Below are 24,002 nucleotides of genomic sequence, written 5' to 3' on the forward strand. Positions count from 1 at the left end.
GGCCGCTCGCACCCCGAGAGATCCCCCGCCCGACGTGTGTCAGCCGGCCGCCTCGAGCAGCGCCTCCAGCAGATGCAGCGCCGCAGTCTTCTCCAGCGGCGAGTTCTTGTTGCCGCACTTCGGCGACTGCACGCAGGAGGGGCAGCCGGCCTCGCAGCCGCAGCCGCGGATCGTCGCCGCCGTCGCCCGGATCCATTCCACTGCGGCGGCGTGGCCGCGCTCGGCGAAGCCCGCTCCGCCCGGGTGGCCGTCGTAGACGAAGATCGTCGGCTGCTCGGTGTCGGCGTGCAGCGCGGTGGAGACGCCGCCGATGTCCCAGCGGTCGCAGGAGGCGATCAGCGGCAGCAGCCCGATCATCGCGTGCTCGGCGGCATGCAGCGCCCCGGGGATGTGCTCGGGGATCACTCCGGCCGCGGCCAGGGCGGTCTCCGGGGCGGTGATCCACACCGCCTGGGTGCGCAGCGTCGAGGGCGGCAGCTCCAGCGGCTCGTCGGAGAGCACCTCCGAACTGCCCAGCGCCTTGCGCTGGAATCCCACGACGGCGGAGGTGACCTCCACTGCGCCGGAATGCAGCGCGAAGCGTCCCCAGTCGACCGAGGTGTCGGTGCCCAGCACCTCGATGGAGGTCGTCTCGCGGGCCTGGGTGTAGAACGGCGGCGACGCCGGAGTCACCAGCACCAGCGCGGCGTCCTGGTCGAGGTCCTCGACCACGTAGGTCCGTCCCTGGTGCACGTAGACCGCGCCGGGATGAGCCTGCGGCTGGACCTGGCCGGCGCCGATGTCGCCGATGATCGTGCCGTCCTCGGCGTCGATGATCGTGTACGGCCCGCCGCCGTCGGAACGCAGCTTCACCCAGCCGGCCGCCGAGGCCTCGTGGGCGAAGAACCAGCCGCGCGGGCGACGGCGCAGATGCCCCTGCTCGGTCAGCGCGTCCACCAGCCAGCGCAGCCCGGCGAAGGGGGCCGGGTCGGCGGGCCGGCCGGGCGTTCCGTGCGCGGCGCCGGTCTCGGCGCCCGTCTCGCCGATCTCTGCGGCGTCGGCCGGGACCAGCGGCAGCTCCTGGGCGGCGGCCAGCAGATGCGGTGCGGCCACATGCGGATTCTCCGGGTCGATGACCGAGTCCTCGACGGCGGCGTCGAAGATGGCCTCCGGGTGGTCGAGCAGGTAGGCGTCCAGCGGGTCGTCGCCGGCGATGAAGAACGCCGCCCCGCGCTGGCCGTCGCGTCCGGCGCGGCCGAGCTGCTGGAAGAACGACGCCCGGGTGCCGGGCCAGCCGGCGATGATCACCACGTCGAGCCCGGAGATGTCGATGCCCAGCTCCAGCGCCGGGGTGGAGGCGACGCCGAGCAGCCGTCCGGTGCGCAGCGCCTCCTCGAGCGCGCGCCGCTCCTCGGTGAGGTAGCCCGAGCGGTAGGCCGAGACGCGCTCGGTCAGCGCGCGGTCGACGTCGGCGAGGTTCTCGCCGGTGATCCGCGCGATCGTCTCCGCGCCGCGCCGGGACGCGATGAAGGCCAGCGTGCGGCGCCCGGTGACGACCATGTCGGTCAGCACGTCGGCGGCCTCCACCGTCAGGCTCCGTCGGGCCGGCGCGCCGGCGTCGCCGGTCTGCTCGGCCACGCTCGACTCCCAGAGGTAGGCGTCCACCGGCCCGTGCGGCGAGCCGTCCTCGGTCACCGCGACGACGCCGGACCCGCCGGCCGCGTCGGTTCCATCGGTCGCGTCGGCCCCACCGGCGGCGTCCTCGGCGTCCTCCGCGCCGGCGTCGTCGTCGGGGCCGCCCGCCGCCGCGGGGCGGCCGATCAGCCGGGCGAAGGAGGCCGCCGGATCGCCGCTGGTCGCCGAGGCGCCGGCGAAGACCGGATGCGCCCCGTAGTGGGCGGCCACGCGCCGCAGCCGGCGCAGCAGCAGCGCGACGTGCGAGCCGAAGATCCCGCGGCAGCTGTGCGCCTCGTCGATGATCACGCAGCGCAGCCGGGCGAAGAACCGCGCCCACCCGCGGTGGTTCGGCAGGATGCCGACGTTGAGCATGTCCGGATTCGTCAGCACGACATTGGCGTGCTGACGGATCCAGGCGCGCTCCTCCACGGCGGTGTCGCCGTCGTAGGCCGCCGGGCGGATCCCGCCGTCGTCGCCGGTGGGGCCGGTGGCCTCGGCGAGCTCGCTCAGCGCCTCGAGCTGATCGCCGGCCAGCGCCTTGGTGGGGGAGAGGTAGAGCATCGTGGCTCCGCCGCGGCAGATCGCCGAGAGCCCGGCCAGCTGGGTGCCCAGCGACTTTCCGGAGGCGGTGCCGGTGGCCAGGATGACGTCGTCTCCGGCGTGCAGCGCCTCGGCGGCGCGGACCTGATGCGTATAGAGCGCGGAGACGCCCACCTGCCGGTAGCCGGCGCGCAGATCCTCGGGCACCCACTCCGGCCACGCGGCGGTGCGCGCCGTGCGCGCCGGCAGGGTGCGGACATGCCGCAGCGGGCCGGACTCGTCCACCCGGGTGGAGAGTCCGGCCCGCCGCAGCAGGTCGAGGGGGTCGTCTCCGGCGTCCGCGGCGCCGGTCATCGCAGTCCCGGGATCACTCGCTGAGGTTGTCGAACTGCGAGTGCGAGGGACGGGTGCGCCCGGTGCCGGTGGCGGTGTAGACGTGCACGTCGCCGACCAGCGTCCATCCGAGGTACTCGTAGAGCTCCTGGCCGTCCACATTGGCGACCAGCAGGCCGTCGTCGACGTCGTCCTCCAGCGCGATCGCGATCAGCGCCCGGGTGACGAAGGTCCCCAGGCCCTGCCGGCGGTAGTCGGGGTTGGTGTAGATGCGGTCGAGCACTGCGACGCTCTCCACCAGCGCGACCCGGCCGCGGGCGGCGACGGTCTCGCCGTCCTGCACGGTGAACAGCGTCCAGCCGTCCTTGTCCTCGCGCTGGGTGGTGTAGCCCTCCGGAGTGATCGGGTCCTCGACGTCCTGGGTGGACATGTCGACGACCATCAGCTTCTCCTCGTCGGAGATCTGCTCCAGGCCGTCCATCGCCTGCGAGCTCAGGGCTTCGGCGCCCGGCTCGGCGATGACGGTCAGCAGGCGCCCGGGCGTGTCGACCACGGCGTCGACGGCGGCCTGCACATCGGCCTCCTCGGCGGCGTGGACGACGTACTCCCACTCGTCCGAGTCGCCGGAGCGCAGGGCCGAATGGACATTGCCGTCATGGTCGACGTCGTAGTCATGGGTCCGCGCCCATCCGGTCACCCAGATGCGGACGAGGGCGTCGTTCAGCTCAGCAGTCATGACTCGACTATATGAAGAAAACCGCCTCCTGTGGGAGGGGCCACGTCGTCCGGTTTCCTCGTGCGAGCATCTGATCGGCGTCGTTCCGGGGATCAACCGATGTCGGGAAAGTTCCTCCACAGCCCGTCGGAGTCGCCGTGAGACCTCGTGGGCCGCGACGAGTCCGCAGCCGCCGCCGTCGGCGGTATCCTCGTCGGTCGTGAGCATCTCGCGCATCGTCCTGTACTACACCTTCACCCCGCTCGCCGATCCGGAGGCGGTGAAGCTCTGGCAGCACGCCCTCTGCCGCGAGCTGGGGCTGCGCGGACGCATCATCGTCTCGCCGCAGGGGATCAACGGCACCGTCGGCGGCGCCGTCGACGCGGTGAAGCAGTACGCCAAGCGGACCCGGGCCTACGGGCCCTTCGCGGACCTGGAGTTCAAGTGGTCCGCCGGCGGGGCCGAGGACTTCCCGCGACTGTCGGTGAAGGTCCGCGACGAGCTGGTGGCCTTCGGCGCGGCCGAGGAGCTCGAGGTCGACGAGCACGGCGTCGTCGGCGGCGGCGAGCACCTGACCCCGGAGCAGGTCCACGAGCTGGTCGAGACCCGGCGCGCCGAGGGGACCGAGGTGACCTTCTTCGACGGCCGCAACGCCATGGAGGCGCAGATCGGTCGGTTCGAGGGCGCGGTCGTCCCCGACACCGAGACCACCCGCGACTTCCTCGCGGAGCTGGACTCCGGCCGGTACGACCACCTGAAGGATCAGCCGGTGGTCACGTACTGCACCGGCGGGATCCGCTGCGAGGTGCTCTCGGCGCTGATGCGCCGGCGCGGGTTCTCCGAGGTCTATCAGATCGCCGGCGGCATCGTCCGCTACGGCGAGACCTACGGCGACGCCGGGTACTGGCAGGGCGAGCTGCACGTCTTCGACGGACGGATGAGCATGCGCTTCTCCGAGGACGCCGTCACGCTGGGCGCGTGCTGCCTCTGCGCGGCCCCGACCAGCCGCTATCTGAACTGCCTGGACCGCGGCTGCTCGACGCTGCGGCTCTACTGCGACGACCACGTCGAGGTGCCGGCGACGACGCGCTGTCCGGCCTGCGCCGAACGCGTGGCCGCGGACCCCGACGACCCGAACACCGGAGTGCTGGAGAAGGAGCGCCGCCGATGAGCCGACTGACCCGGGAGCAGGCCGCCGCCGTGACGGCCCCGACGAGCGACGACGTCGCGCTGGTGGAGGCGCTGCGCGCCGACCTGGCCGCCGCCGAGTTCACCAACGACGCGCTGGCGGCGCTGCTCGGCGAGGAGTCCGTCGCCGCGCTGGACCGCGATCAGATCGTGCCCGGCCAGCTGCGCGTGCAGCAGCTGCTGCACGACGAGCGCCCGCCGGCCTCGGCCGTGATGGCCGCTCTCTGGCTGCTCGACCTCGACGTCTCCGTCGGCCAGCTGGCCGCGGCCTTCCCGCGGACCGGCCCGGACGGTCTGCGGCGGCTCGGCCTGGTGCTGCTCGGCGGCGCCGACGGGGTCGGCGGGATCGGCGCCGACGGGCTCGTCCTGCCCGCCGTCGACCTGCGCCCCTATCAGGTGGCCGCCGCCCGGCAGGGCGGATCGGCGGCGGATCTCTGGGTGACCAGCGACCTCGGCGCCCACCAGGTCGAGGGCGCCCTGCCGCCCGAGCACGTGCTGGGCATCGGACAGGCGAGCCTGACGCTGGCCGGGAGCACGCATCGGCGCGGCACGGAGTCGGCGCTGGATCTGGGCACCGGCTGCGGCATCCAGCTGTTCCACCTGCTCGACCACGCCGAGCACGTCGTCGGCACCGACCTCAGCGAGCGGGCGCTGGCCTTCGCCCGCTTCAACCTGATCCTCAACGCCGAGGCGCTCGGCCTGGACGCGCGGCGGCTGGAGGACCGGGTGGAGCTGCTCGCCGGCAGCCTGCTCGAGCCGGTCGCCGGGCGCCGCTTCGACCTGATCGTCTCCAACCCGCCCTTCGTGATCACCCCGCGGACGGCGGAGGAGGCCGCCGCGGCGGAGGCCGGTGAGGTCGGGGAGACCGGCGACGGCGGAACCGAGCGCTACACCTACCGCGACGGCGGCCGCGTGGGCGACGAGCTGGTGGCCGAGCTGGTCGCCGCGCTGCCCGAGGCCCTCGCCGAAGGCGGCACCGCCCAGCTGCTGGGCAACTGGGAGATCCCCGCCGCCGGCTCCGCGGAGGACGACGGCGACGCCGAGCCCGCCGCCGACTGGTCGACCCGGCCGCGGCAGTGGCTCGCCGCGCTCGACGCCGCCGGCGGGGAGCCCGCCCCGGTGGACGCCTGGTTCCTCCAGCGCGACCGCCAGGACGGCCCCGGCTATGCCGAGACGTGGCTGCGCGACGCCGCGGAGGAGCGCGACGTCGTCGACTTCCGGCGCCGCTACGCCGCCTATCTCCGCGACTTCCGGCTCCGCGGCGTCGCCGAGGTCGGCTTCGGGATGATCTGGCTGCGCCGCCGCCCGGTCGAGGAATCCGGCGAGCCCTGGCGCCGCGTCGAGGAGCTCGTCCATCCCGTCGAGCAGCCGCTGGGCCCGACGATCGGGGCCACGACCGAGCGGGCCGACAGGGTCCGCCGCGACCCCGAGGCCGTGCTGGGCGAGCGCCTGGTCGCCGCCTCCGACGTCACCGACGAGCGCCACCAGCGCTTCGGCGCGAGCGATCCGGAGATCATCCTCGCCCGCCAGGGCGCGGGCCTGCGGCGAGTGCGGCCGGTCTCCTCCGGTGCGGCCGGAGTGCTGGGCGCGGCCGACGGCGAGTTCTCCGCCGACCAGCTGATCACCGCCGTCGGCGCGCTGCTCGACGACGGCGTCGTCGACGTCGAGGAGCTGACGGCCGCGCTGCGCGAGGAGGTCCTCGAGCTCGTCGTCGACGGGTTCCTGGTGCCGGCGGAGTGACGCGGCGTCCGGGCCGGACGGGCCGGACGGACCGCAGACTGAGACGCGGGCGCGAGTGTGATGTGGGCGTCATCCGGCTCGTCTAGACTGCCGGGCATGTCACCTCGAGCCGCTGCAGATGAGGCGCCGGAGTCCCCGGCCGGCCCCGCCGAGGAGCGCCCGGCCGTCGACGAGCCGGCGGGCCGGCCCATCGGCGAGCTGCCCCGGGAGGTCGTCATCGACGACGTCCAGGCGATCCGGGCGCTCGCCCACGAGGCGCGCCTGGCCGCGCTCGACGAGCTCTTCGGCACCCATCGGATCTACAACGCGACGGAGCTGGCCGCCGTCTGCCGCGTCTCGCCGTCGTCGATGAGCTACCACCTCCGCGCGCTGGAGAAGTACGGCTTCATCCGACGGGCGGAGCACGACGGCGACGGCCGCAGCCGGTACTGGCAGGCGGCGGCGATGATGCTGCGGCTCTCCGGCTTCGGCTCCTCGGCGCACGCCAAGCACGCCTACGCCAACGTGCAGATCCAGTCGCTGCAGAAGCGCATCTCCGAGGAGATCAACCGCCGCGAGCAGCACGTCGAGCGCCCGGCGACGCTCTACCCGATCTTCTCCTCCGGAGTGCTCTCGCTGGCTCCGGAGAAGGCCGAGGAGTTCATGCGCCGGCTGCACGAGCTGATGGAGGAGTACGAGACGACCTCCGAGCGGGGCGGCGCCGGCGACGACGGGGACCGCCGCCTGCACTACTTCGTCTCCGCTCTGGAGGACCACGGCCTGAGCGAGGAGTCCGGAGGGTCCTCCTCCGCGGACGGCCGGGCGGCCTGAGGCGGGGAGACCGCGGGCCGCGCGTCGTCGCCGCGGCCGGCTGATATATTGAGCACCCGGCTCCGGCAACGGGCCTGTCGCGGGGGACGTCGCACCGACTCTCCGCCCTGTTCCGGCCCCGGGACCGACCGCACCCGACGTCGAGGAGAGCAGTGCCCGCCAAGGCTTCCGCAGGCAAGAAACTCGTGATCGTCGAGTCGCCGGCGAAGAGCAGATCGATCGCGAAGTACCTGGGCGACGACTTCATGGTCGACGCCTCGGCCGGGCACATCCGTGACCTCCCGCAGCCCTCCGATCTGCCCGCCGAGATGAAGAAGGGCCCCTTCGGCAAGTTCGCGGTCAACCCGGAGGAGGGCTTCGAGCCCTACTACGTGGTCTCGGACTCCAAGAAGAAGAAGGTCACCGAGCTCAAGCGGGCGCTCAAAGAGGCCAGCGAGCTCTATCTCGCCACGGACGCCGACCGCGAGGGCGAGGCCATCGCCTGGCACCTGCTCGAGGTTCTCGAGCCGAAGGTGCCGGTCTACCGGATGACCTTCACCGAGATCACCCGGGAGGGCATCACCCGCGCGCTGGACAACGTCCGGCAGATCGACCAGGACCTGGTCGACGCGCAGGAGACCCGCCGCATCCTCGACCGGCTCTACGGCTACGAGATCTCGCCGGTGCTCTGGCGCAAGATCGGCCGGGGCCTCTCGGCCGGCCGCGTGCAGTCGGTGGCCACCCGTCTGGTCGTCGAGCGCGAGCGGGAGCGCATGGCCTTCGTGCCGGCCTCCTACTGGGACCTGTCGGGGACCTTCACCACCGACGCCGCCGAATCCTTCACCGCCAAGCTCACCGCCGTCGACGGCGCGCGGATCGCCTCCGGCTCCGACTTCGACGACCGCGGACAGCTGAAGTCCACACGGAAGGCCTCCGAGGTCACCGTCCTGGACCGCGAGTCCGCCGAGTCGCTGGCCTCCGGGCTGACGCAGGCGCGCTTCGCCGTCGACTCGCTGGAGGAGAAGCCCTACAGCCGCCGCCCGTCGCCGGCGTTCACCACCTCGACGCTGCAGCAGGAGGCCTCGCGCCGGCTGCGCTTCTCCTCGCGGGTGACCATGCAGGTCGCCCAGCGGCTCTACGAGAACGGCTACATCACCTATATGCGCACCGACTCGGTGACGCTGTCCACTGAGGCGATCACCGCCGCCCGCGGGCAGGCGACCGAGCTCTACGGCCCGGAGTCGATCCCGGAGAGCCCGCGCTTCTACGCGACGAAGAACGAGTCGGCCCAGGAGGCCCACGAGGCCATCCGCCCGGCCGGCGACCACTTCCGCACCCCGGGCCAGGTCGCCGGGGAGCTCTCCCAGGAGGAGTTCCGCCTCTACGAGCTGATCTGGAAGCGGACGATCGCCTCGCAGATGGCCGACGCGAAGGGCTTCACCGCCTCGGTGCGGCTGACCGGCGAGGCGAGCGACGGACGCCGGGCGACCTTCGGCGCCTCCGGCACAGTGATCACCTTCCCGGGCTTCCTCTCCGCCTACGAGGAGGTCGCCGAGACCTCCGGCGAGGGCGACGAGAGCGCGAAGAAGGGACGCGAGGACTCCAAGCGGCTGCCGAAGCTCGAGCAGGGCGACGCGCTCACCGGCGAGGACGTCGAGGCCAAGGGCCACGAGACCACGCCGCCGGCGCGCTACACCGAGGCCTCGATCGTCGCCGAGCTGGAGAAGCGCGAGATCGGCCGTCCCTCGACCTATGCGCCGACGATCTCGACGATCGTCGACCGCGGGTACGTGACCAAGCGCGGCTCGGCGCTGGTGCCCTCCTGGACGGCGTTCTCGGTGATCCGGCTGCTGGAGGAGCACTTCGGCCGCTACGTCGACTACGACTTCACCGCCCGGATGGAGGAGGACCTCGACCGGATCGCCCGCGGCGAGGTCGAGCGCGAGGCCTGGCTGCAGGCCTTCTACTTCGGCGCCGACGACGGCGCCCAGGGGCTGCGCGACGTCGTCGACACCCTCGGCGAGATCGACGCGCGGGCGATCAACTCGATGGAGATCGTCGAGGGCGTGACGCTGCGCGTGGGCCGCTACGGCCCCTACCTGGAGCGTCCGAACCCCGAGGGCGGGGAGGGCTCGGATCCGCTGCGCGCGAATCTGCCCGAGGACCTCGCCCCGGACGAGCTGACCTCCGAGAAGGCCGAGGAGCTCTTCGCCCAGGCGCAGCTCTCGGGCCGCGTGCTGGGCACCGACCCGGAGACCGGCCGGGAGATCGTGGCCAAGGACGGCCGCTTCGGGCCCTATGTCACCGAGGTGATCGAGGAGATGACCGAGGAAGAGGTCCAGGCCCACCTCGACGCCCAGCCGACCGAGTACTACAAGAACGGCAATCCCAAGCCGAAGAAGAAGCCGAAGCAGCCGAAGCCGCGGACCGGCTCGCTGCTGCAGTCGATGAGCCTGGAGACGGTCACCGTCGACGAGGCGCTGAAGCTGCTCTCGCTGCCGCGGGTGGTCGGCACCGGCGTCGACGGCGAGGAGATCACCGCGCAGAACGGACGCTACGGGCCCTATCTGAAGATGGGCACGGATTCGCGGTCGCTGGAGTCGGAGGAGCAGCTCTTCACCATCACCGAGGAGGAGGCCCGGGCGATCTACGCCCAGCCGAAGCAGCGCGGACGTCGGGCGGCGGCCGCGCCGCTGGCCGAGTTCGGCGCCGATCCCACCAGCGAGAAGCCGGTGGTGGTCAAGGACGGCCGCTTCGGCCCCTACGTCACCGACGGCGACATCAACGTCACCGTGCCGCGCGGCACCTCGGTGGAGTCGCTGACCAAGGAGCGCGCCTTCGAGCTGCTGGCCGAGAAGCGCGCGAAGGCCCCGGCGCCGAAGAAGACCTCGGCGCCGAAGAAGACGCCGGCCCCGAAGGGCGGGGGGAAGTCCTCCGGGTCGACGTCCTCGGGTTCGAAGTCCTCGACCGCGGCGAAGAAGTCCCCGGCGAAGAAATCGACGACGAAGTCCACGGGGTCCCGCACCACGACCTCGAGCGGAGCATAGGAGCCATCATCGGATGAGACTGGGCGTGCTGGACGTGGGGTCGAACACTGTGCACCTGCTGCTCGTGGACGCCCACATCGGGGCGAAGCCCGAGCCCTTCGCCTCGCACAAGCGGCCGTTGTCGCTGGTGAAGCATCTCGACGACGACGGCGCGATCACCCGTGAGGGGCAGGACGAGCTGCTCGGATTCATCGACGAGGCCGCACGCTTCGCCGCCCGGCACCGGGCCCAGGACCTGCTCTCCTTCTGCACCTCGGCCCTCCGCGAGGCCGCCAACGGCGAGGAGGTCCTCGCCCGGGTGGCCGAGGAGACCGAAGTCGAGCTCATGGAGCTCAGCGGCGCCCAGGAGTCGGCGACGACCTTCTTCGCCGCCCGCCGCTGGCGCGGCTGGAGCGCCGGGCACATCCTGAACCTGGACATCGGCGGCGGCTCCTTCGAGATGGCCTACGGCCAGGACGAGCTGCCGTCCACGGCGCTGTCGGTGCCGCTGGGCGCCGGGCGGCTGACCCGCGACCTGCTGCCCGACGATCCGCCCGGCAAGGCGCAGATCAAGGAGCTGAAGGCCTACGTCCGCGAGGAGATCGGGGCCGCCCGCCGCGAGTTCCCGACGCTGGACGCGAACACCGAGGTGCTGGCCACATCGAAGACCTTCCGCTCGCTGGCGCGGATGACCGGCGCCGCGCCCTCGGCGTCCGGGCCGTACGTGCGCCGCACGCTGTCCCACAAGGACCTCAAGGCCCTGGTGAAGAAGCTCGGGCCGATGACCGCCGCGCAGCGGGCGCAGCTGCCGGGCGTCTCGGAGATGCGCTCGCGGCAGGTCTTCGCCGGCGCGGTGGCCGCCGAGGCGGCGATGCGCGCCTTCGAGATCGAGGAGCTGCAGATCTGTCCCTGGGCGCTGCGCGAAGGGCTGATCCTGCGCCGTCTGGACTCGCTGATCCTGGACCATGCGGTGGAGATCCCGCATGCGCCCGGCGTCGGGCACGTGGACCTGCGGCGCGATCTGATCACTCCGCGGGGGTCCGGCCTCGCCTCGGCACGAGCGGCGGTCGAGCATGCCCGCGGCTGAGCACCCCTCCGCCACGACGTCGGGAGGCTCCCGCCGGCCGATCCCGGTGGCGCTGTCGACGTCGTCGGTCTACCCGCTGGGCGTCGCCGACGGCTTCGCGATCGCCGCGGACCTCGGCTACGACGGCATGGAGGTCATGGTCACCCACCGGGCGGAGACGCAGTCGCCGCAGGTGCTCAACGAGCTGGTCCGCCGCTTCGAGCTGCCGCTGACGGCCGTCCACGCGCCCACGCTGCTGCTCACCCAGCAGGTCTGGGGCTCGGCCTGGGAGAAGCTGCGCCGCAGCGCCCGGCTGGCCGTCGACGTCGGCTGCGACACCGTCGTCGCCCATCCGCCGTTCCGCTGGCAGACCGGCTATGCCGAGCGCTTCGCGGAGGGCATCGCCGAGCTGGAGGCCTCCACCGGAGTGCGCTTCGCGGTGGAGAACATGTACCCCTGGCGCGCCGGGACCCGCGAGGCGACGATGTACCTGCCGCACTGGGATCCCGTCGCCCAGCCCTATCCGCACGTGACCTGGGACTTCTCCCATGCGGCCACCGCCGAGTCGGATTCGGCGGCCGCCTGCCGGGCGCTGGGCTCGCGGCTGCGGCACGTGCACCTCACCGACGGCTGGTCCAACGGCTTCAAGGACGATCACCTGGTGCCGGGCCGCGGCGAGCAGCCGGTCGCCGAGACGCTGGAGCTCATCGCCGCCGAGGACTTCGGCGACGGCGGCTTCGACGGCGTCGTCGCCGTGGAGGTGGCCACCCGCACCGCCCGCGGAGTGGGCGAGCGGGAGCGGATGCTGGCAGAATCGCTGGAGTTCGCCCGCAGACACCTGGGGCGGCGGGCGACGACCGGCTGATCCCATCCGTCGGGGCCGCCCCGACACCGCCCGATGAGGAGAGGACCTCTGATGCGCATCGCCATGCTCGGACTCGGCTCGATGAACGCGGCCATCCTGTCCGGCCTGCTGGCCGGCCCGGTGTCCCGCGAGGACGTCGTGGCCACCACCCGCTCGTCCGCCTCGGCCGCCGCCCGCGCCGAGGAGCTGGGCGTCGAGGTGCTCGCCGAGGAGTCGGACGCGGAGGCGAACCGCCGCGCCGTCGACGGCGCCGACGTCGTGCTGCTGGGCGTCAAGCCCCACGGCATCGTCACGCTGGCCGAGGAGATCGCCGCGTCGCTGGCGCCGCAGACTGTGGTGGTCTCGGTGGCCGCCGCCGTCGACGTCGCCATGCTCGAGTCCGCGCTGCGCGACGGCCAGCCGGTGATCCGGTCGATGCCGAACACGCCGCTGTCGGTCGGGCAGGGCGTCGTCGGCCTGGCCGCCGGCACCCACGCCGCCGCCGAACAGGTGGCGACGGTGCAGTCGCTGCTGTCGGCCTGCGGGGCGGTCCACGTCGTCGACGAGGTGCAGATCGACGCGCTGACCGGCGTCTCCGGCTCGGGGCCGGCCTATGCCTTCCTGCTGGCCGAGCACATGGCCGCCGGCGGCGTGGAGCTGGGCCTGGACCCCGAACTGGCCGCCGATCTGGCCGCCGCCACGGTCCGGGGCGCCGGGACCATGCTGGTCGAGCACCGCGCGGCCGGCACCGCCGACGCCGCGGCGCTGCGGAAGGCCGTGTGCTCGCCGAACGGCACCACGGAGCGGGCCGTCGACGCCCTCGAGGCGCACGAGGTCCCGGCCGCAGTGCGCGCGGCGGTGGCCGCCAGCGCGTCGCGTGCGCGGGAGATGACCACCCAGCTGCGCGACGAGGTCTAAGCTGAGCGCCATGACGACAGAACCCGAGGTCGCGACCGTTCGAGGGTCGTGGTCGCAGTTCAGGCGCTGGATAGCCCGCATGGCCGGCAGCTCGCCGGCCCGTGCGGCGCTGCTGATCTTCGCCGTCGTCACCGCCCTGTTCACCTCGCTGCTGATGATGCCGTGGGCCGCTGAATCGGGCCGGCCGGCGGAGCTGCACGAGGCGCTGTTCGTGGCCACCTCGGCGGTGTCGGTGACCGGGCTGACGCCGGTGAACACCGCCGACCACTGGTCGCTGGCCGGCGAGATCGTGATCATCGTGGCCATCCAGGTCGGCGGTCTGGGCATCCTGACCGTCGCCTCGCTGCTGGCCGCCAGCGTGACCCGCAGCCTGGGGCTGAAGACCAAGAAGATCGCCCAGGAGGGCTGGAAGACCGACCAGCTCGGCGAGGTCACCAGCCTGATCAAGATCGTCGTCGCCATCTCGCTGATCATCGAGGCGGTGCTGGCCCTGGTGCTGGTGCCGCGGCTGATCCACCTGGAGGGCGACGTCCTCAGCGGGATCTGGCACGGGCTCTTCTACGCGATCTCGGCCTTCAACAACGCCGGCTTCGTGATCCACTCCGAAGGGCTGGCCGGCCTGGACCATGACCCGCTGAGCATCTGGGCGATCATGATCGGGGTCTTCCTCGGCAGCCTGGGCTTCCCGGTGCTCTTCGCGCTGTGGCGCACCCGGCTGCGCTACAGCCGCTGGAATCTGCATACGCGGCTGACCCTGGAGGTCACCGTGCTGCTGATGGTCGCCGGCGCGGGGCTCTACGCGGTCATGGAGTGGAACAACGCCCAGACCATCGGAGACATGGGCTTCCTGGAGAAGCTGCAGAACGCGCTCTTCGCCTCGGTGAACATGCGCTCGGGCGGCTTCTCCGTGGTGGAGTCGAATCTGGAGAACCCGCAGACCAAGCTGATCTCCGACGCGCTGATGTTCGCCGGCGGCGGCTCGGCCTCGACCGCCGGCGGCATCAAGGTCACCACCATCGCGGTGATCTGGCTGGCCTTCCTGGCCGAGGCCCGCGGCGACACCGAGTCCACCGCCCACGAGCGCACCATCCCCGCCTCGGCGGTCCGCGTGGCGGTCTCGGTCGTGGCCATGGGCGCGACGCTGGTGCTGGTCTCCACGTTGGCGCTGATGACCATCACCGGCCAGGACATGGAGCGTCCGCTCTACGAGTCGATCTCGGCCTTCGCGACTGTGGGACTCACCAGCGGGCTCACCGCCGAGCTGCCGCCGGCGGGGCTGTACATCCTGTCCGGCTTGATGTTCGCCGGCCGCGTGGGCATCATTACCTTCGCCGCCGCGCTGACCGTGCGTCAGCGCAGCACGCGATACCGCTATCCAGAGGGGAGGCCGATCCTTGGGTGATCGCCGCCAGCAGCGCAACCGTCCCATCCTCATCGTCGGGCTGGGGCGCTTCGGCGTGGCCCTGGGCTACCAGCTCGTCGCGCAGGGCCGCGAGGTGCTCGCCGTCGAGCGCGACCGCGGCCTGGTGCAGAAGCACGCCGACGCGCTCACCCACGTGATCGAGGCCGACGCCACCGACATCGAGGCGCTGCGCCAGATCGGCGCCGAGGAGTTCGACGCCGCCGTGGTCGGAGTGGGCACCTCCATCGAGTCCTCGGTGCTCATCGCGGTCAACCTCGTCGACCTCGGCGTGGACCACGTCTGGGCGAAGGCCATCAACCCCGCCCACGGCAAGATCCTCAAGCGGATCGGCTGCCACCACGTCATCTACCCCGAGCACGACGCCGGCGTGCGCGCCGCCCATCTGGTCTCCGGGCAGATGATGGACTTCATCAAGTTCGACGACGACTTCGCGATCGTGAAGATGCATCCGCCGCGGGACCTGCAGGGCAAGACGATCGACCAGTGCCAGCCGCGCAGCCGCCACGGCGTCAACGTCGTCGGCGTGAAGTCCCCGGGCCGCGAGTTCGTCTACGCCCAGCCGGAGACGCTGGTCTCGCCCGGCGACACGATCATCGTCTCCGGCGACGTGCGGAAGCTGGAGCAGTTCGCCGACCACATGTGAGCGCCGCGCGCCGCGCGCCGCGCGTCGACGGCGATCGGCGGCGCCGGCCGCAGCGCCGACCGCGGCGTCCGGCGTGCTCGGCTCGTGCTCGGCGTCGCCGGTGTCGTAGGCTCGCGATGTGACCTGCCGCTCCTTCCGCGCCGCCGAGTCCACGGCGGTGGTCTGGCACCCGGACCTGCTCGAGTATCGGCACGCCCCCTGGCATCCGATGGACCCGGTGCGTCTGGAGCTCACCGTGGACCTCTGTCGCGAGATGGGGATCCTCGACGATCCGCGGATCAGCGTGCTGGCTCCGGGGGTCGCCGCCGACGAGGACCTGCTGACCGTGCACTCGGCCGACTACATCGAGGCCGTCCGCGCCGCCGGCGCCCAGGGCACGCCCTCCGCGGCGCACGGGCTGGGCACGGAGGACAACCCGGTCTTCGACGCCATCCACACCGCCTCGGCGCGGATCGTGCAGGGCAGCCTGGACTGCGCCGACGCGGTGCTCTCCGGGGCCGTGTCCCGCGCGGTGAACGTCGCCGGCGGGATGCACCACGCCGCCCGCTCGCGGGCGGCGGGCTTCTGCGTCTACAACGACGCCGCCGCGGCGGTGCGCCGGCTCCTCGACCGCGGCGTGCCGCGGGTGCTCTATCTGGACCTCGACGCCCACCACGGCGACGGCACCGAGTCGATCTTCGTCGACGAGCCGCGGGTGATGACCATCTCGCTGCACGAGTCCGGACTCAGCCTCTTCCCCGGCACCGGATTCCCGCAGGACAGCGGGACCGGCGACGCCGCGGGCACGACGGTGAACGTCGCGCTGCCGGCGGGCACCGGCGACGCCGGGTGGCTGCGCGCCTTCCACGGCGTGGTCCCGCAGCTGGTCGAGGCCTTCGAGCCGACGGTGATCGTCTCCCAGCACGGCTGCGACTCGCATGCCGCGGACCCGCTGACCGACCTGCGGCTGAGCGTCGACGCCCAGCGGCAGGCGGCCATGGACGTCGCGCATCTGGTCGAGCAGCACTGCGGCGGGCGATGGATCGCCACCGGAGGCGGCGGGTACGCGGTCGCCGCGGTGGTGCCGCGCAGCTGGACGCAGCTGACCGCCGTCGTCGCCGGCTGTCCGATCCCGCTGGGCGCGCCGACGCCGGATGCCTGGCGCGAGCAGGTGCGCGCCCGCTGCGGCGCGGAGGCTCCGGAGCGGATGGACGACGGAGTCCACCTGGGCTGGCGCTCCTGGACGCACGGCCACGATCCGGGCGACGCCGTCGACCGCGCGGTGATGCTCACCCGGCGGGAGATCTTCCCGCGCCACGGGCTCGATCCCTGGTTCGACTGACCGGCGCCTCACCCCGATCCCTCACCCCGACCTCTCGCCCCGACCCCGGAGGACGACACCATGCCCGATCCCGACGCCGGCCCGCTGGTCGAGGTGCTGACCCGGCCCGGCTGCCATCTCTGCGAGGAGGCGCTCGCCGTCGCTGGCGAAGTCTGCGCCGAGTTCGCCCTGACCGTCCGTGAAGTCGACATCAGCGCCGACGAGGAGCTCGCCGCCCGGCATGCCGAGGAGGTTCCGGTGCTGCGCATCGACGGCGCGGTGCGCGACTTCTGGCGCATCGACCCGCGGCGGATGCGCCGGCTGCTGGCCGAGGCGACCGGACGCGGCTGAGCGCGGTCGTCTCGGCCCCGGCCGTCGGCGGACACACGCAGGGCCCGGACCATGGCGGTCCGGGCCCTGTGTGTCTCGGCGGGCGGGTCTCGACGGACGAGGGTCAGTGGCCGCCGCCCTCGCCGTGGTGGGCGGCGCCGGCGCCGTAGGTGTCCTCGCCGTGCTCCAGATGCTCGGTGGTGGACTCGTCCCAGCCGCCGGGGACCAGGTCGCGGTACTGCTCGTAGAGTCCGTCGAAGATCGTCGCCTCGGATTCGGCGGACTCGCCGTCGGCGGTGAGCGTGGTCTCGACGACGGCGCCCGGGGCGGCCGGAGCCTCGTCGACGATGAACTCCTCGTCCTCCTCCAGCGTGACCGCGCCGCCGGCCGGCACCTCGACGCTGAAGGACTGTCCGGCGACCTCGATGCCGGCGTCGAGCGGCTCGCCGCCGGAGTTGGAGACGGTGCCGATCAGCCGCGCCGGCTCACCCTCGCCGGAGGTGATCAGCATGATGTGGCGGAAGTCGGCCGCCCCGACGTCCTCGACGATGCCGTTGGAGGCCGAGTACTGGTGCGTGGTGGCCTGGTAGTTGATCGCGCTGCAGCCGGTGGCGCCGAGCAGGGCGGCGGCGGCCAGAGTCGCCGCGGCCGTGCGGCGAGCCGGAGAGGGGGCGTGCTTCACGTCGGGGTCTCCTCACGGGATGGGATGCGACACGGACGGTGCGGCGCAGGTCGTGGCGCCGACGCACCTGGAGCGCACCTGGACGGGTCCAGGATACGACATCGTCGCCGGTCGGCGTCGTGCGGCGTCTCGAATTCTACACGGCGTCGAAGGTGGGGCGGCGGCGAACCCTATGCGCTGGAACCCGTGGTGCGAGCTCCGACACGCTGGCGCGGCTGTGATCCGTGATAAACTCGTCTGCGGGAAAGGGGAACATATACATGGTTTTTGAGGTCGGCGAGACAGTCGTGTACCCGCACCACGGGGCGGCGACCATCGAAGAAGTGAAGATGCGCACCATCCGCGGCGAGGAGAAGATGTACCTCAAGCTGCGGGTGTCGCAGGGTGATCTGACCATCGAGGTGCCGGCGGAGAACGTGGACCTCGTCGGCGTCCGCGACGTGGTCGGCACCGAGGGCCTGGAGCACGTCTACGACGTCCTCCGGGCGGAGTTCACCGAGGAGCCGGCCAACTGGTCGCGCCGGTACAAGGCGAACCTGGAGAAGCTGGCCTCCGGCGACGTCAACAAGGTCGCCGAGGTCGTGCGCGACCTGTGGCGCCGGGAGAACGACCGCGGTCTGTCCGCGGGCGAGAAGCGGATGCTCGCCAAGGCTCGCCAGATCCTGGTCTCCGAGCTGGCGCTGGCCAAGGACCTCGACGAGACGCGGGCGGAGAAGCTGCTCGACGAGATCCTCGACGAGGCTCCGGTCCGCGGCGAGTCGGCCACGACCTCCGGCGAGTGACCGCCGGCTCGACGATGCCGACGGAACGGCCCGGCTCCGGCGAGGAGCCCCGCACGACGACGCGCCCGGACGCTGCTCAGCGCCGGGCGCTCGTCTGTGTGGCCGCCGGCAGCGGCACCCGGCTCGGCCGCGGCATCCCCAAGGCGCTGGTTCCGGTGGCCGGGCGGAGCATGCTGGCCCGGGCGCTGGACGGCGTCTCCCCGGAGATCGGCTATGAGCTGGTCGTGCTGGTGCTGCCCGAGGAACCGGAGGCCCGCCGCCGGCTCGGCGCCTGCGGCACGGAGCTGACCGCATCGCTCGGCGTCGACGTCGTGCAGGTCCCCGGCGCCGGCAGCCGGCCGGCCTCGGTGCGCCGCGGGGTCGAGGCGGTCGCCGAGCATGCCGCGGCCCGCGGCTGGGCCGAGGAGGACACCGCGATCCTGGTCCACGACGCCGCGCGTCCGCTGACTCCGGCGGCGGTCCACATCCGCGTGCTCGACGCGCTGTCCGCCGGCTGGCAGGCCGTCGTGCCCGCAGTGGCGGTGGCCGACACCATCAAGACCGTCGCCGCGCCGGACGCGGGATCCGCCCCCTCTGTGGAGCGGGTCTCCGGCACCCCGCCGCGCGGCGGGCTGCGGGCGGTGCAGACCCCGCAGGGCTTCACCCTGCCGCTGCTCCGCCGCGCGTTCTCCCACATCGGCGAGCTGCCCGACGAGCAGGCGGAGCGGCTCACCGACGAGGCGATGATCGCCGAGGACCTGGGCGTCGACGTCGGGCTGGTGCCCGGCGACGCGCGCTCGCTGAAGATCACCGCTCCGACCGACCTGTTGACGGCCGAGGCGCTGCTCGGCGGCGCAGAGCACGGCGGCGCGGAGGTCCCGGAGCCGGTTGCCCCGGAGCCGTCGCCCGTCCCGTCGCCTGCGCCGTCGGTGATCGTGCCCCGCGTCGGCGTCGGCCATGACGTCCACGCCTTCGCCGGCCCCGACGAGGGCCGCGAGCTGATGCTGGCCGGTCTGCACTGGCCGGGGGAGCGAGGACTGTCGGGCCATTCCGACGGCGACGTCGTCGCCCACGCCGCCTGCGACGCGATCTTCTCCGCCGCCGGGATCGGCGACATGGGCGTGCACTTCGGCGCCGACACCATCGGCACGTCCCGGCCGGAGCTCGCGGGCGCCTCCGGCGTCGTGCTGCTGGCCGAGGCGGTGCGGCTGGCCGGGGAGGCCGGCTTCCGCATCGGCAGCGTCTCCGTGCAGCTGGTCGGCGCCCGACCGAAGTTCGGCCCGCGGCGGGCCGAGGCGCAGCAGGTGCTGACCGAGGCCGCCGGCGCGCCGGTGTCGGTCAGCGCGACGACCTCGGACGGGCTCGGCTTCACCGGCCGGGTCGAGGGCGTGCTGGCCACGGCGACGGCCGTGCTCGTCGCGGACGGTGCGGCCGGCGCGGACGGAGCGGCCTGACCCGCGCCGTCGCCCGGAACCGGTCCGATAGGCTGGGCCCCGTGGCACTGCGACTCTACGACACCAAGACGGCGACCGTCCGCGACTTCGTCCCGCTGGAGCCCGGACGGGTCTCGCTCTACTACTGCGGCGCGACCGTCCAGGGGCGTCCGCACGTGGGGCACGTCCGCTCGGCGGTGGCCTTCGACCTCCTGGTCCGCTGGCTCGAGCACAGCGGCTTCGCAGTGACCTCGGTGCGGAACGTGACCGACATCGACGACAAGATCCTGGAGAAGGCGGCGGTCTCCTTCGCCGCGGACTTCGCCGGCGGCGACGATGGCGCCGACCCGGCCGGCGAGCCGTGGTTCGCGCTGGCCCACCGCTTCGAGCAGGCCTTCCACGCCGCCTACGACGCCCTGGGCGTGCGGCGGCCGACCTACGAGCCGCGCGCGACCGGGCATATGACCGAGATGTTCGCGCTCATCGAGCGGCTCATCGAGGCCGGACACGCCTACCCGGCCGAGGACGGCTCCGGCGACGTCTACTTCGACGTCCGCTCCTGGCCGGCCTACGGCGAGCTGACCCGGCAGGCGCTCGAGGACATGCAGGACGCCCCTGACGCCGATCCGCGCGGCAAGCGGGACCCGCGGGACTTCGCGCTGTGGAAGGGCCACAAGGAGGGCGAGCCGGAGACCGCCGCCTGGGACTCGCCCTGGGGCCGCGGCCGGCCCGGCTGGCACCTGGAGTGCTCGGCGATGTCCACCAAGTATCTGGGCTCGACCTTCGACATCCACGGCGGCGGCCTGGATCTGCGCTTCCCGCACCATGAGAACGAGCTGGCCCAGTCCTCGGCCGCCGGCGACGGCTTCGCCCGGCACTGGCTGCACAACGGCATGGTCACCTACGAGGGCGAGAAGATGTCGAAGTCGGTGGGCAACACGATCTCGCCGGACGAGATGCTCGCCGCCGCGCGTCCGACGGCGGTGCGCTACTTCCTGGGCCAGGCCCAGTACCGCTCGCCGCTGGACTACCGGCCCGGAGCGCTGCAGGAGGCCGAGGCCGCCGTCGAGCGCATCGAGACCTTCGCCGCCCGCGCCGTCGAGACGCTCGGCGAGGACGCCGTCGCCGCGGCCGCGCAGCAGGTGCCCGCGGAGTTCGCCGCCGCGATGGACGACGACCTCAACGTCCCGGCCGCGCTGGCGGCGCTGCACGAGACCGTCCGGGCGGGCAACACCGCCCTGGACGAGGGGGCGGCCGACGTCGCCGCCGCCCGAGCCGCGGCCGTGCGCACCATGGTCTCCGTGCTGGGGCTGGACGACGTGCCGGAGGCCGGCTCCGGCGCCGCCTCGGCCGAGCACGCCGCGCTGGCCGCGCTGGTCGACGGGCTGCTCGCCGAGCGGGCCGAGGCCAAGGCCGAGAAGGACTTCGCCCGCGCCGACGCGATCCGGGACCGGCTCGCCGCGGCGGGCGTGATGATCGAAGACTCTCGCGAGGGCAGCCGCTGGTCGCTGCCGAAGGAGGCCCGACGTGGCTAAAGATTCCCGTCCGAAGTCCGCCGCCGTGCGGAAGAAGGAGAAGAAGGGCCCCGTCGTGGGCAGCGGCGGCCAGGGCCGGCGCAAGCTCGAGGGCAAGGGCCCGACCCCGAAGGCCGAGGACCGCGTCTATCACAAGGCGCATCGACAGAAGCAGCTCGCCGAGCGCTCGCGGGCCAAGCAGCAGGCGCGGCAGCCGCGGACCCGCGGATCCGGCCAGGGGACCGACGACGTCGTCGCCGGCCGCAACGCCGTCCTCGAGGCGCTGACCGAGGCGGTGCCGGCCAAGGAGCTGCATGTCGCCACCGACATCGAGTCCGACGGCCGTGTCCGCGAGGCGCTGCAGCTGGCCGCCGAACAGTCGGTGCACATCCGCGAGGTCGGTCGCCGTCAGCTGGACCGCGCCTCCGGGGACGCCGTCCACCAGGGCGTGGCCCTGGTGCTCGAGCCCTATGACTACGCCGAGGCGGGCGAGCTGATCGACGAGCAGCTCGAGCGCGTCCGGAAGGGCCACCTCGCCCACCAGCCGCTGCTGGTCGCCTGCGACTCCATCACCGACCCGCGCAACCTCGGCGCGATCCTGCGTGCGGCGGCGGCCTTCGACGCCGACGGCGTCATCGTCCCGGAGCGACGGTCGGCCGGGATCACCGCCACCACCTGGAAGACCTCGGCCGGTGCTGCCGCCCGGATCCCCGTCGCCCGGGCGAAGAACCTCACCCATGCGCTGCGTGCCGCCCAGCAGGAGGGCTACTTCGTCGTCGGGCTGGACGGCGACGGAGACGCCGAGCTGACCGGACTGCCGCTGGCCGACGAGCCGCTGATCGTCGTCGTCGGCTCCGAAGGGCGCGGACTGTCGCGGCTGGTGCACGAGACCTGCGATCAGATCGTCTCGATCCCGATCGCCTCGTCCACCGAGTCGCTGAACGCGTCGATGGCGGTGGGCATCAGCCTCTACGAGGTCGCCCGGCTGCGCGCCGGCGGCCAGAGCTGACCCGAGCGGGATCGAGCCGGCCGGACCGGCCAGGCCGACCGGTGCGGACACTGCCCGCGGATCGCCGACAGTTCCGTGCGCTCCTGGGGTAGCGTCGGAGCAGATGACCCGGAGCGGCCGGCTCATGCAGCCGGCCCGCGGTCGGCACGGGACGGCGGGGGAGCAGGACGCCCCGCCGACGGCGAAGGAGGGTTCCCGGTGAAGGAGACGACGATGGCGCCGGTGCGCGGTGAGCAGCTCCCCGGCTTCCTCGACGTGGTCGAGACCTGGCTGGCCGGCCGGGAGTGGTTCCCGGCGCGCACCGGTCGACGGAGTCTGCGCCGCGTCGGCGGGCAGCGGCTCCCGACCCCCGAGGGCGAGCCGGACGCGGGACTGGTGCTGGAGGTCCACCTCCTCGAGGTCGAGCACGACGGCGTCCGGGACCTGGTCTCGGTGCCGGTCGCGCTGCGCACCCGGCCGTCGGCGCTCGCCGGCAAGGACGCCTTCATCGGCACGCTGCGCACCGACGACGGAGAGCGCTGGCTCTACGACGGCGCCCGCGACCAGGCCTTCCTCGCCGCCTGGCTGGAGATGGCCCGACGTCGCCGTGGCACCCGCGATGGTCGGGCGCACGGCCGGGCCTTCGCGGACTTCGCCGAGCACACCCCCTTCACCGGACGTCTGCGTCGCAGTCCGATGGCCGGCGAGCGCGAGGACGTCGCGCGCACTGTGGTCACCGCCGATGCCGGACACGGCGTCGACGACGAGGACGCCGTCGTCGTCGATGTGCTGCGGCGCCCCGAGGAGGGGCGGAGCACGGCGCTGGAGACCGCGCTGACGCTGACCCAGGCCGGCTCACGGTCCGTCGCGCCGGTGCTGGGACTCGTCGGCGGCGCCTGGCGCACCTCGGACGATCGATGGGCCGGCGGCGACCTCGCCGTGCTCCGCGGAAGGGGATGTCTCGGAGAACAGGCGCGCGACGCGGCACGGACCGCGCTGCGCGAGGAGACGCCCCTCGTCGAGACCGCCCGAGCCCTCGGCCGCGGGCTGGGCACGTTCCATGCCGACCTCGCCGGTGCGCTCGGGGCGCATCCGCAGACTGCTCGGCAGCTGTCGACGATGGCCCAGGACGCCCGGCGGACGCTGGCCGAGCAGTGGCGCGACGTCGCCGAGCGCTTCGACGAGGAGGAGCAGGCCGAGATCGGCGAGGTCGTGGACACTCTGGAGATGGAGCTGCGCGAGGCCGACGAGCCCAAGATGCTGCAGCACATCCACGGCGACCTGGACATGACCCGGCTGCGCGGCGTGGAGGAGGCCGGTGGCACGCGGTGGATCGTCTCCGAGCAGGGCGGCATGGTCGAGCATGCGCTGCCGCTGCGTGACGTGGTGACAGTGCTGATCTCCCTCGCCGATGCCGTGATGGAGCAGGTCGAGGAGGCCCCCGACGCCTCGGTGAACTACGCCCGCTGGTACGACGACGCCTCGCGAGCCCTGCTCGCGGGCTATCGGAGCAGCGATGCGGACGCCGCGGGAGTGGACTCGGTCTTCTTCCGCGCGGGGATGCTCTCCGAGGCCTTCGACCTGTTCGCCCGGTGGGGCGGACGGTGGGTCTTCCGTCCGTCCATGCTCATCCAGACCGAGTCCTGATCCTCGACCGCCGCGTCCTCCCCCGCAGGGGAGAGGGCGTGCCAGGGAGGGGGACGCCCCTCGGGACGAGGGACGGAGCCCGGGCCCCGCGGAATGTGACCACGGATACATCGCGGCGTCTGCGGCGGATGCCCGGTCCGGAAGCAGCGGATCCCCGGCATGGCGGGGATCGAGGCACTGTTCATGCGAAGTTTACATTCGTTCTGAGGCGGTGCTAGAGTTTTATCCCGTGCTCAGGGCACAGGGCAGACGCCGGAAGGGTCGCTCTGGGGTGCTGGGCCGGGCATGGCGACTGGATGGTCGTTGTTGTTGCTTCTGAGAATCTGATACTATGATTGATCGTGTCCCCGGGATGAACGGGGTGTTGATCAGTGGTTGCGGCGGCGTTGTTCGTTGCGGACTGGTTGGCACTGGTTTTGCGGGGATGGTGATCGTCTGGTAAGATGGAGAAGTTGCTTGCTGACGG

General features: G+C 72.7%; 19 protein-coding genes. 16 read left to right on the forward strand and 3 right to left on the reverse strand.

What is annotated here, in order from left to right:
• Window positions 1-39 precede the first annotated feature (39 nt).
• Both ABD652_RS05480 and ABD652_RS05485 read right to left on the reverse strand, forming a co-directional pair.
• Window positions 40-2,550: a DEAD/DEAH box helicase gene (locus tag ABD652_RS05480; RefSeq protein ID WP_344718982.1), complete on the reverse strand. Its 2,511-nt coding sequence runs from the start codon at window positions 2,548-2,550 to the stop codon at window positions 40-42.
• 13 nt (window positions 2,551-2,563) lie between these two features.
• On the reverse strand, window positions 2,564-3,265 hold the full coding sequence (locus ABD652_RS05485) for a GNAT family N-acetyltransferase (protein ID WP_344718984.1): 702 nt from the start codon (window positions 3,263-3,265) through the stop codon (window positions 2,564-2,566).
• Window positions 3,266-3,464: 199 nt separating this feature from the next.
• Here ABD652_RS05485 and trhO point away from each other — a divergent pair, with 199 nt between their 5' ends.
• The 11 genes from trhO (at window position 3,465) to ABD652_RS05540 (ending at window position 16,532) form a co-directional block, all read left to right on the forward strand.
• Window positions 3,465-4,415 (forward strand): oxygen-dependent tRNA uridine(34) hydroxylase TrhO, encoded by a 951-nt coding sequence (gene trhO / locus ABD652_RS05490; protein ID WP_344718986.1) that lies wholly within the window; start codon window positions 3,465-3,467, stop codon window positions 4,413-4,415.
• Complete coding sequence (locus ABD652_RS05495) at window positions 4,412-6,172, forward strand: DUF7059 domain-containing protein (protein WP_344718988.1); 1,761 nt, start codon at window positions 4,412-4,414, stop codon at window positions 6,170-6,172. Before trhO ends, ABD652_RS05495 begins: the two co-directional genes overlap by 4 nt.
• Before the next feature lie 96 nt (window positions 6,173-6,268).
• Window positions 6,269-6,982 (forward strand): MarR family transcriptional regulator, encoded by a 714-nt coding sequence (locus ABD652_RS05500; RefSeq protein WP_344718990.1) that lies wholly within the window; start codon window positions 6,269-6,271, stop codon window positions 6,980-6,982.
• A gap of 152 nt (window positions 6,983-7,134) precedes the next feature.
• The gene (gene topA, locus ABD652_RS05505; RefSeq protein ID WP_344718992.1) at window positions 7,135-10,008 is read left to right on the forward strand and encodes a type I DNA topoisomerase; all 2,874 of its coding nucleotides are present in this window, start codon (window positions 7,135-7,137) and stop codon (window positions 10,006-10,008) included.
• Window positions 10,009-10,021: 13 nt separating this feature from the next.
• On the forward strand, window positions 10,022-11,074 hold the full coding sequence (locus ABD652_RS05510; protein ID WP_344718994.1) for a Ppx/GppA family phosphatase: 1,053 nt from the start codon (window positions 10,022-10,024) through the stop codon (window positions 11,072-11,074).
• Window positions 11,061-11,918, forward strand: coding sequence for a sugar phosphate isomerase/epimerase family protein (locus tag ABD652_RS05515; RefSeq protein ID WP_344718996.1), 858 nt, complete (start codon window positions 11,061-11,063; stop codon window positions 11,916-11,918). The genes ABD652_RS05510 and ABD652_RS05515 overlap by 14 nt, the downstream gene beginning before the upstream one ends.
• 51 nt (window positions 11,919-11,969) lie before the next feature.
• Window positions 11,970-12,815: a pyrroline-5-carboxylate reductase gene (proC, locus tag ABD652_RS05520; RefSeq protein ID WP_344718998.1), complete on the forward strand. Its 846-nt coding sequence runs from the start codon at window positions 11,970-11,972 to the stop codon at window positions 12,813-12,815.
• 79 nt (window positions 12,816-12,894) lie between these two features.
• Window positions 12,895-14,217, forward strand: a complete 1,323-nt coding sequence (locus ABD652_RS05525; RefSeq protein WP_344718999.1) for a TrkH family potassium uptake protein — start codon at window positions 12,895-12,897, stop codon at window positions 14,215-14,217.
• A 25-nt stretch (window positions 14,218-14,242) separates the two neighbouring features.
• Window positions 14,243-14,881, forward strand: coding sequence for a potassium channel family protein (locus ABD652_RS05530; RefSeq protein WP_344719070.1), 639 nt, complete (start codon window positions 14,243-14,245; stop codon window positions 14,879-14,881).
• A gap of 118 nt (window positions 14,882-14,999) precedes the next feature.
• Entirely contained in the window at window positions 15,000-16,202 is a 1,203-nt protein-coding gene (locus ABD652_RS05535; RefSeq protein WP_344719001.1) for an acetoin utilization protein AcuC, read from the forward strand.
• A gap of 60 nt (window positions 16,203-16,262) precedes the next feature.
• The gene (locus ABD652_RS05540; RefSeq protein WP_153143992.1) at window positions 16,263-16,532 is read left to right on the forward strand and encodes a glutaredoxin family protein; all 270 of its coding nucleotides are present in this window, start codon (window positions 16,263-16,265) and stop codon (window positions 16,530-16,532) included.
• Between the two features lie 103 nt (window positions 16,533-16,635).
• Here ABD652_RS05540 and ABD652_RS05545 read toward each other — a convergent pair whose 3' ends face one another.
• Window positions 16,636-17,193, reverse strand: coding sequence for a hypothetical protein (locus ABD652_RS05545; RefSeq protein ID WP_344719006.1), 558 nt, complete (start codon window positions 17,191-17,193; stop codon window positions 16,636-16,638).
• Window positions 17,194-17,453: 260 nt separating this feature from the next.
• On the opposite strand from ABD652_RS05545, the gene ABD652_RS05550 reads away from it, so the two are divergent.
• From ABD652_RS05550 to ABD652_RS05570, 5 genes are all read left to right on the forward strand, one after another.
• Entirely contained in the window at window positions 17,454-17,975 is a 522-nt protein-coding gene (locus tag ABD652_RS05550) for a CarD family transcriptional regulator (RefSeq protein WP_344719008.1), read from the forward strand.
• Between the two features lie 14 nt (window positions 17,976-17,989).
• On the forward strand, window positions 17,990-19,408 hold the full coding sequence (ispF, locus tag ABD652_RS05555; protein WP_344719010.1) for a 2-C-methyl-D-erythritol 2,4-cyclodiphosphate synthase: 1,419 nt from the start codon (window positions 17,990-17,992) through the stop codon (window positions 19,406-19,408).
• Window positions 19,409-19,449: 41 nt separating this feature from the next.
• Window positions 19,450-20,922, forward strand: a complete 1,473-nt coding sequence (gene cysS, locus ABD652_RS05560; RefSeq protein WP_344719012.1) for a cysteine--tRNA ligase — start codon at window positions 19,450-19,452, stop codon at window positions 20,920-20,922.
• Window positions 20,915-21,910: a 23S rRNA (guanosine(2251)-2'-O)-methyltransferase RlmB gene (gene rlmB / locus ABD652_RS05565; protein ID WP_153143987.1), complete on the forward strand. Its 996-nt coding sequence runs from the start codon at window positions 20,915-20,917 to the stop codon at window positions 21,908-21,910. The genes cysS and rlmB overlap by 8 nt, the downstream gene beginning before the upstream one ends.
• A gap of 198 nt (window positions 21,911-22,108) precedes the next feature.
• Window positions 22,109-23,536, forward strand: coding sequence for a maltokinase N-terminal cap-like domain-containing protein (locus tag ABD652_RS05570; protein WP_344719016.1), 1,428 nt, complete (start codon window positions 22,109-22,111; stop codon window positions 23,534-23,536).
• The last annotated feature ends 466 nt before the right edge of the window (window positions 23,537-24,002 follow it).

The organism is Nesterenkonia halobia (genome assembly GCF_039536005.1).
Lineage (GTDB): Bacteria > Actinomycetota > Actinomycetes > Actinomycetales > Micrococcaceae > Nesterenkonia > Nesterenkonia halobia.